Source organism: Streptomyces sp. SID3212 (assembly GCF_009865405.1).
Taxonomy (GTDB): domain Bacteria; phylum Actinomycetota; class Actinomycetes; order Streptomycetales; family Streptomycetaceae; genus Streptomyces.
In genome coordinates this window covers 1-14,939 of the sequence record NZ_WWJY01001101.1, presented here as the reverse complement: position 1 = coordinate 14,939, position 14,939 = coordinate 1, and the positions used below count along the sequence as shown (strand labels likewise).

Below are 14,939 nucleotides of genomic sequence, written 5' to 3'. Positions count from 1 at the left end.
GTTCATGCTGTGGCGCCGGATGAAGCTGTGGGAGCTGCGTTCGTACGAGCAGGTCATCAAGCTCGAACAGGACCGGCTCATCTACCAGTCGCGTCTCCAGGCGCGGTTCGGGCGCGGCTGGAAGCGCAAGGCGCCGATCGAGTCGCTGATGCCGCTGCGCCTGGCGAAGTACGGGGTGCCGCTCGCGGACACCGCCCCGGCGGGCCTGGCGGCGGCCGGCATCGAGCCGATGCTGCTGCCGCCCGCGCCGCGACCCGCCGAACTGCCCCAGGGGCAGGGCGAGATGGCGGCGGCCGTGGCGCAGGCGGGTTCGCAGGCGCTCCCGCAGACGGGTCCGCAGGCCCAACTCCCGCCCCAGGCACAGCTTCCGCCCCAGGGCCAACCGCAGGTTCAACCTCAAGTCCAGCCGCAGGCGCAGCTCCAGCCGCAGGCCCAGGGTCAACTCCAGCCGCAGGCCCAGCTTCCGGATCAGAACCAGACCCAGCCCCAGGCCCCGCAGCAGCCGTCCCAGAACGGCGCGCGCCCGCAGGGCCATCCCCAGGAACCCCAGGGCCCGCAGGAGCACCCCGAGACCGTGGCCGCCCAGGCCGGTCAGGTGGTCGAGCAGGCCGAGCAGGTCGGCCAGGCCGAGCAGGTGGCCGCCCCCGTCAGCCCGTGGTTCGCCGCCCCGCTGGTCCCGGACGGCGCGTACGAAGGCTCGTACAACCCGACCTACGCGGACGTCCCCGAGTCCCCGCAGGTGATGATCCCGTCAGGTCCCGGCCGCAGCCGCCCGCTCGGCGGCGTCCCCGGCCAGCCGGCGTTCGTACCTGACCCGGCGACCGACGACCTCCCCGACGCCATGGTCCAGGACCAGCGCGAGGAGCAGCAGCCCGCGCCCAGCTTCCCCGAGGGCATGAACCGCGAGGAGGCGTACTTCGCCGCCTTCCGCAGGTACGTCAGGGAGAACAACGAAATGCCCAACGCCCGGCATTTCGCCATGTACTTGATGGACCTGTACGGAGTCCAGGGGAGCAACGGCGGTCCGCTGAAGGAGGCTTCCCTGAAGAAGTACCTCAGCGAATTCCCGCACCGCTTCCAGGAAGAGCTGGACGCGGAGCACATCGCCTAGCCACAACACCATGAAGGGGGCCCCGCCCGGCAACAAGCCGGACAGGGCCCCCTTCACGCACTCCCCCTCACGCCCCCAGCAGCCTCCGCACCCGGTCCGCCCCCACCGCGAGCAGCAGCGTGGGCAGCCGGGGCCCGGTGTCGCGCCCGACCAGCAGCCGGTACAGCAGCGCGAAGAACGTCCGCTGCGCGACCTTCAGCTCCGCCGTCGGCTTGGCGTCCGGCTCCAGCCCCGCGAGGACCTTCGGCACGCCGTACACGAGGGTCGTCAGCCCGTCCAGCGACCAGTGGCTGTCCAGACCGGCCAGCAGCAGCCGCAGCGATTCGGCCGCCTGCTCGTCCAGCGAGCCCAGCAGCTCCTTGTCCGGCTCGTCGCGCACGACCGTGCGCGCCTCGGCCGGCACCTGCGTGGTGATCCAGTTCTCCGCCCGGTCCAGCCGGGGCCGTACCTCGTCCAGCGAGGACAGCGGCCGGTCCGGGTCCAGTTCGCTGAGGATCCGTACGGTCTGCTCCTCGGCGCCCGCCGTGATGTCCACGACGGAGGCGAGGGTGCGGTACGGCAGCGGCCTCGGGGTCCTCGGCAGCTCACCGGCCGCCGTGCCCGTGGCGCGTCCGTAGGCGGCGGCGTCCGCCGGCAGCACGGAGCCGTCGGCGACCTTCCGCTCCAGGGCGTCCCACTCGTCGTACAGCCGCTGGATCTCCTGGTCGAAGGCGATCTTGAAGGACTGGTTCGGCCTGCGGCGCGCGTACAGCCAGCGCAGCAGCGGCGCCTCCATGATCTTCAGAGCGTCGGCGGGCGTCGGCACCCCGCCCTTGCTGGACGACATCTTCGCCATCCCGGAGATGCCCACGAACGCGTACATCGGGCCGATCGGCTGGACGCCGTCGAAGATCTCGCGCACGATCTGGCCGCCGACGACGAAGGACGAGCCGGGCGAGGAGTGGTCGACGCCGGAGGGCTCGAAGATCACACCCTCGTACGCCCAGCGCATCGGCCAGTCGACCTTCCAGACGAGCTTGCCGCGGTTGAACTCGCTCAGCAGGACCGTCTCGGAGAAGCCGCACGCGGTACAGGTGTACGTCAGCTCGGTCGTGTCGTCGTCGTAGGCGGTGACGGTGGTCAGGTCCTTGCCGCAGCCGCCGCAGTAGGGCTTGTACGGGAAGTAGCCGGCGGATCCGCCGCTGCCGTCGTCCTCCTCCGCCGCGCCGGAGCCCTCGGCGGCCTCCAGCTCGGCCTCCTCGGGCTTCTTCTGCTGCTGCTTGGCGGGAGCCTTGGAAGCCCCTGCCCCTCCGGCCCCGGCTCCCGCCCCGGCTCCGGCCCCTGCCCCGTCCCCCGCCGCCTTGTCCTTCGTCCGGTAGCGCCCGAGGATCGCGTCGATGTCACCGCGGTGCCGCATCGCGTGCAGGATCTGCGCGCGGTACGTCCCGGCCGTGTACTGCTCGGTCTGGCTGATCCCGTCGTACTCGATGCCCAGCTCGCCCAGGGACCCGATCAGCGCGGCCTTGAAGTGCTCGGCCCAGTTCGGGTACGCGGACCCGGCCGGGGCGGGCACCGAGGTCAGCGGCTTGCCGATGTGCTCGGCCCACGACGCGTCGATGCCCGGGACGCCGTTCGGCACCTTGCGGTAGCGGTCGTAGTCGTCCCAGGAGATCAGGTGCCTGACCTCGTACCCCCGGCGGCGGATCTCGTCCGCGACCAGGTGCGGGGTCATGACCTCCCGCAGGTTGCCCAGGTGGACCGGGCCCGAGGGGGAGATTCCGGACGCGACGACGACGGGTTTCCCAGGCGCACGCCGCTCCGACTCGGCGATGACGTCGTCCGCGAAACGGGAGACCCAGTCGGCCTCGGTGCTCTGAGCCACGATCGGCACGTCCTTCTTTCAGCTACGCCCCAGAAAAACCGGCGACCGTCATTGTCCCAGGTCCCGGTGACAGAGCGAAAACCGATTGATGGCCCATGGGATACTTGGGGCGACTCCCCGTACCCGACAGGAACGGCTCCCCGCCATGGCCCCGGTCACTTCCCTCGCCTCGACCGTCGATCAGCGCATCGCGGACGCCCTCTCGGCAGCTCTGCCGGAGGCCGGCTCCGCCGATCCGCTGTTGCGTCGGAGCGACCGGGCGGACTTCCAGGCCAACGGCATTCTGGCGCTCGCCAAGAAGCTCAAGGGAAACCCGAGGGAGCTGGCGGGCCAGGTCGTCGCCGCGCTGGCGGCCAACGACGTGATCAAGGAGATCGAGGTCTCCGGCCCCGGTTTCCTGAACATCACGCTCACCGACCGGGCGATCACCGAGACGCTGGCCGCGCGGGCCGCCGACGACCGGCTCGGGGTGCCCTTCGCGGCCCACCCCGGCACGACGGTGATCGACTACGCGCAGCCGAACGTGGCCAAGGAGATGCACGTCGGGCACCTGCGGTCGGCCGTGATCGGCGCGGCCATGGTGGAGATCCTGGAGTTCACCGGCGAGAAGGTGGTCAGGCGCCACCACATCGGCGACTGGGGCACCCAGTTCGGCATGCTCATCCAGTACTTGACGGAGCACCCGCACGAACTGGACCACCGGGCCGGTGACGTCGACGGCGAGACGGCCATGTCGAACCTGAACCGGCTCTACAAGGCGTCGCGCGCGCTCTTCGACTCCGACGAGGAGTTCAAGGCCCGGTCGCGGGACCGGGTGGTGGCGCTCCAGGCCGGCGACAAGGAGACGCTCACCCTCTGGCAGAAGTTCGTGGACGAGTCGAAGATCTACTTCTACTCCGTCTTCGACAAGCTCGACATGGAGATCCACGACCCCGACGTCGTGGGCGAGTCGGGCTACAACGACATGCTGGAGGACACCTGCCGGATCCTGGAGGAGACCGGGGTCGCGGTCCGCTCCGAGGGCGCGCTGTGCGTGTTCTTCGACGACGTGCTGGGCCCGGACGGCAACCAGGTCCCGCTGATCGTCAAGAAGTCGAACGGCGGGTACGGCTACGCGGCCACGGACCTCTCCGCGATCCGGGACCGGGTGACGCGGCTGGACGCGACGACTCTGCTGTACGTGGTCGACGCGCGGCAGTCGCTGCACTTCAAGATGGTCTTCGAGACGGCGCGGCGGGCCGGCTGGCTGGGCGAGGGCACGAAGGCCGTCCAGCTCGCGTTCGGCACGGTGCTCGGCAAGGACGGCAAGCCGTTCAAGACCCGGGAGGGCGAGACCGTACGGCTGGAGGACCTGCTGGACGAAGCCGTGGAGCGGGCGACGGCGGTCGTACGGGAAAAGGCTCGCGACCTCACGGAGCAGGAGATCGCCGAGCGGGGCGAGCAGGTGGGCATCGGCGCGGTGAAGTACGCGGATCTCTCCACGTCGGCCGTCCGGGACTACAAGTTCGACCTCGACCAGATGGTCTCGCTCCACGGTGACACGTCCGTGTACATCCAGTACGCGTACGCGCGGATCCAGTCGATCGTCCGGAAGGCCGGGGACGTCGGCCCCGCCGCTCACGCGGAACTCGAACTCGCCCCGGCGGAACGGGCGTTGGGACTGCACCTGGACCAGTTCGGTGAGGTGCTCGCCGAGGTGGCGACCGCGTACGAGCCGCACAAGCTCGCCGCGTACCTCTACCAACTGGCCTCGCTGTTCACGACGTTCTACGACCAGTGCCCGGTCCTCAAGGCGGAGTCACCGGCCCTGGTCGAGAACCGCCTCTTCCTCTGCGACCTCACGGCGCGCACACTCCAGCAGGGCCTGGCGCTGCTGGGGATCCGGTCGCCGGAACGCCTCTGACGATCCGGCGGCCCGCCCGCCGCCGGACCCCGCCTCCGACCCCCGGCCGCGACATCAGGAACGTCTGCTCACGGCCGGGGCAGCGAGCTCCCGGGCGTCCCTGTCCGCTGATCGCCGGACAACCCCACCGGCCCCATCACCTTCTCCCGCTGCATCGCGGTGAGTTGGCGCACCACCAGGATCGCCAGCACGGCGGCGGCGATGTCGATGACGTCGGACGCCATCAGCTGCACGAGCGCCCGCTGGATTTCGGTCCCTTCCTCCGCCCGCTCGTACATCCGCGACGCCAGATTCCCGTAGAACAAGGTGGCGAGCCACAGAGTCCACCAGGCGTTGATCAGGCCGCGCGAGGGGGGCTTGGCAAGCCCCAGGTACGGATCCGGCCCGCTGGCGGTCCAGATGTCCAGGGCGATGCGGCGCGGATACCAGAGGCTCACGACGGGCACGAGCCACCCCCACACCGCCCAGGCGCTCGACTTGCTGTGCGCGTCGGGGGCGAAGGTCTGCGCGTTGCCGCGAACCCGGTGGAACCAGCTGATGAACAGCACGGCACAGACCAGGAGCGAGAGACCCTGCATTCCGCCGGACAGGCCGTAGAGGGTCTCGACGCGCTCGTAGGAATCGCCCGACGATCCGTCATATCCGGCCGACAGCACGTCACTCCACGCCGCATGGAGGTTGAGGCCGACCACCAGCGAGAACAGATCGGCCGTGATGGCGACTCCGAGCATCAGGATCACCACGTGGGACAGGCCGACGGGCGAACGCAACGGGCCGGGTCTGGGCAGCACGGGACTCATGGACATGACGGTGGACCCCCCACAGAAAAAAGACCGCCGATCGGCGGCACCGCTGGAACATACGCGGGCCGACGACCGACTGTCCACGGAGATCATTACGGCGGGCGGAAGACGCATACACGCGCCCCCTCGGCTCACCACCGGGGCATGGTTGTATGACGAGATGGACAGCATTGCCGCCTCGCCGGTCGCCGTGACCCTGCCCCTTCTGCGCTGGGGCCCGCCCGACGCCTCCCGCCACGCCCTGCTGCTCCACGGCCTGACCTCGGCGGGGGCCTGCTGGTGGCGGCTGGCGGACGACCTGGCCGCGGCGGGCTGGGCCGTCACCGCCCCTGACCTGCGCGGCCACGGCCTGGCGCCGCGGACCCTCCGCTACGACATAGCGGGCTTCGCCGCCGACGTCCTGGCCCTGACTCCGGAGCACACCGGCGGCCCGGAGGACACCGACAGCCCGGAGCACACCACCGTCCCCCGCCCCTGGGACCTCGTCGTCGGCCACTCCCTCGGCGGCCTGGTCGCGACCGCCGCCGCCGACACCGCGCCCGGCTGGGCGGCGCGCCTCCTGCTGATCGACCCGGTGATCACCGTCGCGGGCGGCGCGGACGGCCTCGTACACGCGCTGACCGACGAACTGCGCGCCGAGCCGGACACCCTGCTCCGCGACCACCCGCTCTGGCACCCCGAGGACGTCTTCCTCAAGGTGCAGGCCGCGGCGCGCACCAGCCCGTACGTCGTTGAGAGCTTCCTCCGGCAGAACATCCCCTGGTCGTACGAATCGGCCCTCGCGCGCACCACCTGCCCGGTGACCGTGCTCGCCGCGGACCCCCGCCACGGGCCGTCCTTCACAGCGGAGGAGGCGCGGCGCGTCCAGCAGACGAAGGCGGACTTCCACTGGTCCGTCGTGGAGGGCGCCGGCCACTCCGTCCAGCGGGACGCCCCGGCGGCTGTCTCGGAGGCGGCACTCACCGAATAGTGCGTGCCACGCCCACGACCGGCGCGGAATTCCCCCCGATACGATCTTCGGAACCTCCCTCCCCGACCAACATTTTTACGTGTTTTCACAACGGACCTGTGGGAAAGAACACCGCATTGAATCAGCCGCTCGGTAGGCTGGTTCGTGCGCATGAGGGTGGGGCCTGAGAACGCGAATCTCCTTTTGCCCTGCCCTCGTCCGGTCCAAGAGGGGGGCTGGGATGAACCGTTCACCGTCCGACGGCGTTTTCGTGCCCAAAATAGTCGTGGCCATCGATTTCGGAACACACGGCTCCGGATTTGCCTGGGCAACCGTGTCGAATTTACAGAACATGACCAACAATCGCTTGATCGCCTACCAGGACTTCGTCACCCGGGGCGGCAGTAGTTCCTATCCGAAGGACCTGACGGCCGTCCTGGTGGATCGGGACGGAACCGCCGTGGAGTTCGGGTTCAAGGCCCGCAAACGCTGGCAGGCCGCGGACGCCCGGGGAAATCCGGACCGTCTCGGATACGCCACCAGGTTCAAGATGGCGTTACGGTCCGACGCCCCGCAGGCCGACGTGACGCGCTTCCACGGCAGCCTCGCCCGTCCCGGCCGGCGGACGGTGAAGAAGTTGATCTCGGACTGTCTCGGGAAGCTCTACCGGACAGCCCTCAAAGAGATCCACGCGACGAGCTTCCGCGGTATCGGATTCACGGAGGACGACATCCGCTGGTGCGTCACCGTACCCGCGATCTGGAAGGACGCCGAGAAACAGGCGATGCGCGACGCCGCCGCCGAGGCGGGCATGCCCTCCTCGGAGGAAAGGCTGCTGCTCGTCAGCGAGCCGGAGGCGGCGGCCATTTACTGCGCGCTCACTCCGGGCACCCTGCTCGGGCCGACGCGGCCGGAAGGCCGGCTCGACGTCGAGACAGCCGGCAGCCGCTTCATGGTGGTCGACTGCGGCGGAGGCACCGTCGACATCACGAGCTACCAGATCCGCACGGACGGCCTCGAAACCAACCGGCTGGCCGAGGTCGGCATCCCTGACGGCGGCCCGCTCGGATCGGCCTACATCAACCAGCACTTTGTCGAGCGGGTGCTCGCCGACCGTTTCGGCATCGAGCAGTTGAAGGCACTGACGGTCTCCCACGCCCGGGAGATCGCCCTGCTGGAGGACCGCTGGGAGGAACAGAAGACCGGCCTGCACTCCGAGACGACCCCCGACGGCACGCCGGTCTTCACCGGCTCCTGTGACATCGAAGTGCCCGGCCGTCTCTGGGAGGCGCTCGCCGAGCCGACCAGGGAGCGGCTGACCGAGGAGGCGTTCGACGATCCGTACCACCTCGTCCTGACCCCGGAGGAGGTCACCGACCTGCACGAGTCGGTGGTCGGTCGCGTCCTGGAGACGATCGAGCGGCAGCACCGGAGCGTGGTCGACCACGGCACCGGCGACGGGGTGGACCAGATCCTCGTCGTCGGCGGATTCGCCCGCTCCACCTATCTGCGGGACCGGATCGCCCAGCGGTTCGGCGGCGAGGTCGAGGTCCTGATCCCGCAGGATCCCGCGGTCGCCGTCCTGGGCGGGGCCGTGCACTTCGCCTATGACCCGTCCGTCATCTGGGAACGCCGCTCGAAGTACACGTACGGCTACATCTGCTCCAAGCCCTTCCGTGAGGGGGTGGACCCGGAGGCCAAGCGCTTCACCGACCCCGAAAAGAAGGTGAGGTGTGACAAGCGATTCGGCATCATGGTGCGGCGCGGCGATCCCGTCCCCGTGGACCGGATCATCAAGGACGACATAGGGATTCCGTATCCCGACCAACGCACCGTGAACCTCTCTCTGTTCGCGACCTTCAGCGACGAACCCCAGTACACCGACGAGGCGGGCTGTGAATTGGTGGGAACAGTTGCCGCGGACGTGTCCGGCTCCACGAAGCTGCTGTCGACCGAGCGAAGGGTGGACATCTACTTCGCCTTCGGCGGCTCGGAGATCGCCGTGGAAACCTGCGACCGGGTCAGCGGCGCGCGCCGCAAGGCCACCATCACCTTCACGGAGCTGTACGGACGGCACGGCAAGGCGGGTGAGTGATTCATGGAGCAGGGCCCTTACAACTACGGACGTGATCACGAAGAGGACGAGTCCTCCTGGTGGGGAGGAAACAAGAAGAACAAGAACCAGGGCGACGCCGCCGCCTTGTACGCGCAGCTGCGCGAGCAGTTCGCCCTGGACATCGACCGGCAGACCGAGATCCTCACCGCTCGGACGGACCAGGCGACGAACGCCGTGCTCAGCGCCCTGGAAGGTCTCGGCGAGCGGGTCGACACCGTGGCCCGCAACGTCGAGTTGCTGCTGAACGCCCTGCGCGACCAAGGGGTACGCGAAGCGATCGACACGGGCCGCGCCACCTCCGACCTCCATCGTGATCACCTCCCGCTCGCCGAGACGTACCGGACGCTGGTGACGCAGTCCCTCCGGGACCTCGGACGGCTGCTGTGCCCCAAGGAGGAGGACGAGGGGCGCACGGAGCTGGCGCGGCGCCGCGCCCGGGCCGTCGCGCAACTTGTCGTGCTCCTGTTCCACCCGCTCGACCGGCCGATGTCCAGCGCCCAGGAGGAGGTCACCGCCCGGCTGCGGGAACTCGGTCTGGCCACCGAAGTGCCTGGTTTCCGGGGCCAGTTCCCCGCCGTCTTCCAGCGGGCGTCGGAGCTGCGCGAGGGCGTGGCGGGCCTCGCTCTCCCCGCCGCACTCGACTTCGAAACCGACGTCACGGCCCTGCCGGCGGACAGCCACCAGCCGTGGGAACAGCAGGCCGACGACGCGCGCCCGGAGTTCCTGATCGCTCCCGCGTACGTCGTGGGAGGCGACCGGCCGCGGAGCCTGAGCCTGCCCGTCGTGTTCCTCACCCCGGTGGCCCACCGGTGAACCGCCCGCTGAACCCGCGCGAAGTCGCCCTGGGCGTCCCCCTGGTGGACGACCGGCTCCTCCTCGAACTGCTCAACGACCTGCACACAGCGGACGACCTCGTACGGGCCACGGTGCGCGAGGGGTTCTTCGCCAGACTGCTGGGCCAGGTCACCGGGCGCCGACGCAGACAGGACCTCGCCGTCACCGGCGCCCTGGTCGGCGCTCAACGCGACACCCTGGCCTGGCTGTCCGGCCTCACCACCCGGCTCGCGGTCACCGACCTGGTCGTCGCCGAGGTCTCCGACGAGGTGGCCCGGGTGCGCGAGGATGTGAAGGGGCTCGACGGCCGCGTGCGGTGGGCCGAGGGCAGTATCCGCGAACTCGCCCTCGTCCTCGGGGAACTCGCCGAACAGACCGGGCGCGGGCTGGCCGGGCACGACGAGCGGCTGCGCAAGGTCGAGAGCAGGCTCGCCATCGACGACGCGGTACGCCGCTGGCGCCACCCCCGCCCCGACGCGGGGCTGGGCCGCCTCTTCGGGGCCGTACTGCTGGCCCGGGAGGTCGCGGCCGGCCCCGCCGGGGAGTTCTCGGACACCGCACGCGACGCCCACGTCGAACAGGAGCTGGTCGAGCGCATGCTCCAGGACCCGCCGACACCGTGGTACGACGGTGTGAGATCCGTGGCCGGCCTGCTCGCCGAAGCCACCCGCCATCTCCCGGGCGACGATCACAGGACCATGCTCGCGGAACTGCTGGGGGCGGGGCTTCGGGAGGAACTGACCCGTGCGCGGGGTCCGTTGAGCACCGCGCTCAGCACGGCGGCGGCGACCACGGTCCGGGGCACGGACCCCGACGCCGCGGCGACCAAGGCACTGCGCGGCGCGGTCCGCAACGGCACCCGTTACGTCGCCGCGAGCCTGACCGCCGAGGAGTTGCTGCGGCAACTGGTCGGGGAGCAGTTCACGGAAGCGGCCGCGCGCCGCTCCCGGCTCCAGGAGAAGGGGACAGGGGCGGGAACGGCAGCGACAGCAACGGGCACGGGGAAGGCCTCATGACTGGCTCGGCCGACTTCGGCGACCTTCGCCGAAAGGCCCTGGAGGTGGCCCTGCGTCCGGGGCCCGCGCGCCAGGAGCCGTCCCCCGCCCCGGCCGGCCGGTCCCGGGCGCCCCGCTCCCCGCACTCCTCCGTACGCGTCGGACTGGTGCTGGCGGGCGGCGGGGCCAAGGGCGCCTACGAGCTCGGAGTCCTGGACTACATGGCCGAGCGGGGCTTCCGCGTGTCCGCGATCGCCGGCACCAGCATCGGTGCCCTCAACGGCGCCGTACTGGCCAGTGGAGAGACCTTCTTCCACGGCGTCCGGCAACTGGCCGCTTTCTGGGAACGCTTCTCCATCCGTATGGGAGTCCCGCCGTCCGAGGCCCGGGGGCTGCCGCTGGACGAGGCCGGTGTCGCCATGGAGAGCACGTCACAGCAGATACGGCGGCTGGGGCCGCGCCTGCGTGCTCTCAAGCAGCGGACCGGCCTCCTGGAAGAACTGATCGACGAGGCAGTGGACGCCGACCGCATCCGTGCTGGGCTGCCCGTGTGGGTCACCGCCTATCCGCTGTCGACCCACCGTGCCGTGCCGGAACGGGTGCGGTACCTGAGGGAGGTCGGCCGCTGGATGGGCGGTGCGCGAGCCACCATCATCCCGCTCAACGACCTTGAGGCGCCGCAGGTCCGCGACGCCGTCCTGGCCAGCGCCGCGCTCCCGTTCGTCTTCCCGACCCGGGTGATCGACGGATGCGCGTACCTCGACGGTGGACTGGGCCGCGGTGACCGTACGCCGGTCCGCGCGTTCGCCTCGGCGGAGCACTGCGACATCCTTGTCGTCCTGCACCTGCACCCCGATGCCCGGGTGGCGCCGGGCGCCGCCACCGGCCTCGTCCGCGTCGACATCCGGCCGAGCCTTCCGGTCGTACCCCCGGGCCCGCTCGGGCCGATGACCGGCTTGATGAACTTCTCGCCCGACCGCATGGCCGCCCTGCGCGTCCTCGGCTACCGCGACGCGACCAGGCGCTTCGACGAGATCGAGAAGCTCCTGGGACGCCGGGGCGCCCTCGATGAAGCCGAGTCCGCGATGCTGTCGGCCCTGCGGCGGCTCAAGGGCGAATCACCCGCACCGTGAAGAGCGTGGGCCGACGAATCACCGAGCGAATCACCGAGCAACGAGGAACCACCGATCGCCTAGGGGGCGTAGTTGTCCGACCGCCTGGACGTGCTCACCGCCATCTACCAGTCCGACCGTGCCGACCGGTCCAGCACCCTCACTGTCAGCCTCGCCACCATGGGAGCCGCCGTCACGTACCTCGTGGGCACGATCGCCTTCTACGACAAGCTGGACCTGCTGGGCTGGGCCATCAGCCTGCTGCCGTTCCCGCTGATCTGCGTCCTGGCCTTCCAGGCCCAGATGGTCAATCTGGCCGGCGTCCGGGCCCGCTCCATCCTCACCCTTGAGAAGGCGCTCCTGGACGCCGTGGAACCCCCGAACGGTCCCCGTCTGGACCGCGCCGTCCTCGGCGTCACCGCCAGCGAACGCGCCTCCAACCCGCACACGGCGGCCCGCTGGCAGCGCTCCGCGACCCTCATCGCGTACCTGGGTGTCGGTCTCATCGACGTCCTCTACGTCGTCCTGATGCTGATCAAGGCCGCCCCGCACCTCTCCGTCTGGACAGCCGCGCCCGCCACTGTGTACGGCGTGCTCCTCGTCCTCGTGGCCCTGGCCTGGCACCACAGCGTCACCAACCTCGATTTCAGCGCGGTCGGCGGCCCCTGAACCAGGGCTGACGCCAGCCTTGGCACCACCTGACACCAGATGGCGCCACCTTTTGCCAAGGTGGCGCCATCACGTTTCCGCAGGTCAAGGCAGCCACACAAGCCATCACCCCCACAACACCAACCCAAGGCTTGCGCGTGGTGCCACTCTGATGCCATGATGGCGTCATGGACCTCACCCCGTATGTCGACTCCCTCCGCCGCGAACTCGCGGTGGCCGCCGAAGCCGGTGGCGACGAAGCCCGCGAGCTGGCCGACCGGCTCACCGCTCCGCTGGAGTCGGCGGCCCGGCTGACCATGCTCAACGTGCTCTCCGCCGCGACGGACGAGATCACCCGCGAGCTCGCCCCCGGCTCGGTCGACGTACGGCTGCGCGGGATCGACCCCGACTTCGTGGTGACCCGGCCGCCCACCGACGGGGGCACCCCCGCCGAGCCGGCCGCGTCCACCGAGCCGCTCAAGGCGCACGCGCCCGCCGACGGCGACGAGGGCGGCACCGCCCGCGTCAACCTCCGCCTGCCCGCGCCCCTCAAGGCCCGCGCCGAGGAGGCCGCGAACCGCGAGGGCCTGTCGGTCAACGCGTGGCTGGTACGGGCCGTGTCGGCGGCGGTCGACGGGGGCGCCCGGCCCCGTACGACCCAGAAAACCCAGTCCATCGGACAGAGCATCACGGGCTGGGTGCGCTAGCCGCACCCGGACCCGCCCCACGCACACCACTTCACCCACACCACGTCCCACCAGCGGGGACGCACCCACGACCCAAGAGGACGAGACAGCCATGCCTTCTTTCGACACTCCCCTGCCCATCTCCGTCAACGCCCGCGTCGACGCCGGATCCATCCAGTTCGCCGCGGCCGACCGCGCCGACACCGTGGTGGCGGTGGCTCCCCGCGACCCGAAGAAGGACCAGGACGTACGGGCCGCCGAGCAGACCGAGGTCACGTACACGAGCGGGGTCCTGACCGTCCGTACGCCCAAGCAGCGCTACCCCCTCGGACGCACCGGCACGGTCGACGTGACGGTCGAACTCCCCACGGACTCCGACGTCGACCTGACCGGCGCCTGGACCCAGGTACTCGGCGAGGGCCGGCTCGGAGACGTACGGGTGAAGACCTCGTCCGGTGACGTCCGCCTGGAGACGACGGGAGCGCTCCACCTGACCGCCTCCCACGGCTCGATCACCGTCGAACGGGTCGAGGGCCTGGCGGAGATCACCACCAGCTCCGGCAGCCTGCGCGTCGGTACGGTCGACGGCCCCGCCGTCCTGAAGAACTCGCACGGCACCACCACCGTCGGCACCGCCACCGGTGACCTGCGGGTGAACGGTTCCAACGGCGACATCACCGTCGAGCGCGCCGAGGACTCGGTCACCGCCACCACGGCCCACGGCACCCTGCGCGTCGCCGAAGTGGTACGCGGCACCGTCCAGCTGGAGACCTCCTACGGCGCCATCGAGGTCGGCGTCCGCGAGGGTACGGCGGCCTGGCTCGACGTCAGCTCCCAGTCGGGCCAGGTACGCAACACGCTCACCCCGTCCGAGACCCCGGAGGAGAGCGAGGACACCGTCAAGGTCCGCGCCCGCACCCGGTACGGCAACGTCGACATCCGCCGCGCCAGGGCCTGACCCGGGCCGGGGATCACGACCCCGGCCCGCCCGCTCCACCCCCCACATCCCCACTTCAATACTTCACTTCCCCACCCCACCACTCACGCCTTCTAACGGGAGGGCCCCATGCCTTCATCTGTCATGCCCACGCCCAGAATGAGCGACAGCGACGGCCACCCGTCGCCGACCGCCATCTCCACGATCGGCCTGCGCAAGTCGTACGGCGACAAGACCGTCCTCGACGGCATCGACCTCCGCATCCCGGCCGGCTCCGTCTTCGCCCTGCTCGGGCCGAACGGCGCCGGCAAGACCACCGTCGTGAAGATCCTGTCCACGCTCATCGCCGCCGACGGCGGCCAGGCCCAGGTCGCGGGCCACGACATCGCCACCTCACCGCACCAGGTGCGCGCCGCGATCGGCGTCACCGGGCAGTTCTCCGCCGTCGACGGACTGATCACCGGCGAGGAGAACATGCTCCTCATGGCGGACCTGCACCACCTGTCCCAGCGCGAGGGGCGGCGGGTGACGGCCGAACTCCTCGACCGGTTCGACCTCACCGACGCCGCGAAGAAGCCCGCCTCGACCTACTCCGGCGGCATGAAGCGCCGCCTCGACATCGCCATGACGCTCGTCGGCGACCCGCGGATCATCTTCCTCGACGAGCCGACCACCGGCCTGGACCCGCGCAGCCGTCACACCATGTGGGGCGTCATCCGCGAACTGGTCACGGGCGGCGTCACCGTCTTCCTCACCACCCAGTACCTGGAGGAGGCCGACGAACTCGCCGACCGGATCGCCGTGTTGCACGACGGCAAAATCGCCGCCGAGGGAAGCGCCGACGAGCTGAAGCGGCTCGTCCCCGGCGGACACGTACGACTCCGCTTCTCCGACCCGGCCGCCTACCGCGGCGCCGCCGCCGCGCTGGGCGACGCCGCCACCCGGGACGACGAGGCGCTGGCGTTGCGGATCCCCGGCGACGGC

The 14,939-nt window shown here is 70.4% G+C and carries 13 protein-coding genes; 11 read left to right on the top strand and 2 right to left on the bottom strand.

Translation table 11 applies throughout. The annotated features are described in order from the left end of the window. A partial coding sequence (locus tag GT042_RS32555; protein ID WP_237531431.1) for a hypothetical protein occupies nucleotides 1–1,111 on the top strand: 1,111 nt, incomplete at its 5' end. 67 nt (nucleotides 1,112–1,178) lie between these two features. Here the strand turns inward: GT042_RS32555 and lysS are convergent. Then, nucleotides 1,179–2,981 (bottom strand): lysine--tRNA ligase, encoded by a 1,803-nt coding sequence (gene lysS, locus GT042_RS32550; protein WP_161312285.1) that lies wholly within the window; start codon nucleotides 2,979–2,981, stop codon nucleotides 1,179–1,181. 136 nt (nucleotides 2,982–3,117) lie between these two features. Between lysS and argS the strand changes: the two genes are divergently transcribed. Beyond that, the gene (argS, locus tag GT042_RS32545; protein WP_161312284.1) at nucleotides 3,118–4,875 is read left to right on the top strand and encodes an arginine--tRNA ligase; all 1,758 of its coding nucleotides are present in this window, start codon (nucleotides 3,118–3,120) and stop codon (nucleotides 4,873–4,875) included. A 68-nt stretch (nucleotides 4,876–4,943) separates the two neighbouring features. Here argS and GT042_RS32540 read toward each other — a convergent pair whose 3' ends face one another. Beyond that, a complete protein-coding gene (locus GT042_RS32540; protein WP_161312283.1) occupies nucleotides 4,944–5,675 on the bottom strand; it encodes a DUF4328 domain-containing protein in 732 nt (243 codons plus the stop codon). Nucleotides 5,676–5,838: 163 nt separating this feature from the next. Here GT042_RS32540 and GT042_RS32535 point away from each other — a divergent pair, with 163 nt between their 5' ends. The 9 genes from GT042_RS32535 to GT042_RS32495 form a co-directional block, all read left to right on the top strand. Further along, nucleotides 5,839–6,648: an alpha/beta fold hydrolase gene (locus tag GT042_RS32535; protein WP_161312282.1), complete on the top strand. Its 810-nt coding sequence runs from the start codon at nucleotides 5,839–5,841 to the stop codon at nucleotides 6,646–6,648. A 331-nt stretch (nucleotides 6,649–6,979) separates the two neighbouring features. Next, nucleotides 6,980–8,722 carry an Hsp70 family protein gene (locus GT042_RS32530; protein ID WP_161312281.1) on the top strand — a complete coding sequence of 581 codons (1,743 nt, stop codon included), beginning with the start codon at nucleotides 6,980–6,982 and terminating at the stop codon, nucleotides 8,720–8,722. Nucleotides 8,723–8,725: 3 nt separating this feature from the next. After that, a complete protein-coding gene (locus GT042_RS32525; protein ID WP_161312280.1) occupies nucleotides 8,726–9,556 on the top strand; it encodes a hypothetical protein in 831 nt (276 codons plus the stop codon). Continuing rightward, a complete protein-coding gene (locus GT042_RS32520) occupies nucleotides 9,553–10,593 on the top strand; it encodes a hypothetical protein (RefSeq protein ID WP_161312279.1) in 1,041 nt (346 codons plus the stop codon). Before GT042_RS32525 ends, GT042_RS32520 begins: the two co-directional genes overlap by 4 nt. Further along, entirely contained in the window at nucleotides 10,590–11,705 is a 1,116-nt protein-coding gene (locus GT042_RS32515; RefSeq protein ID WP_161312278.1) for a patatin-like phospholipase family protein, read from the top strand. Before GT042_RS32520 ends, GT042_RS32515 begins: the two co-directional genes overlap by 4 nt. A 72-nt stretch (nucleotides 11,706–11,777) precedes the next feature. Further along, nucleotides 11,778–12,353: a hypothetical protein gene (locus tag GT042_RS32510; protein ID WP_161312277.1), complete on the top strand. Its 576-nt coding sequence runs from the start codon at nucleotides 11,778–11,780 to the stop codon at nucleotides 12,351–12,353. Between the two features lie 167 nt (nucleotides 12,354–12,520). Next, nucleotides 12,521–13,039 (top strand): hypothetical protein, encoded by a 519-nt coding sequence (locus tag GT042_RS32505; protein WP_161312276.1) that lies wholly within the window; start codon nucleotides 12,521–12,523, stop codon nucleotides 13,037–13,039. A gap of 91 nt (nucleotides 13,040–13,130) precedes the next feature. Further along, nucleotides 13,131–13,976: a DUF4097 family beta strand repeat-containing protein gene (locus GT042_RS32500; protein WP_161312275.1), complete on the top strand. Its 846-nt coding sequence runs from the start codon at nucleotides 13,131–13,133 to the stop codon at nucleotides 13,974–13,976. A 108-nt stretch (nucleotides 13,977–14,084) separates the two neighbouring features. Beyond that, the coding region (locus tag GT042_RS32495) for an ATP-binding cassette domain-containing protein (RefSeq protein WP_161312274.1) at nucleotides 14,085–14,939 on the top strand (855 nt) is incomplete at its 3' end.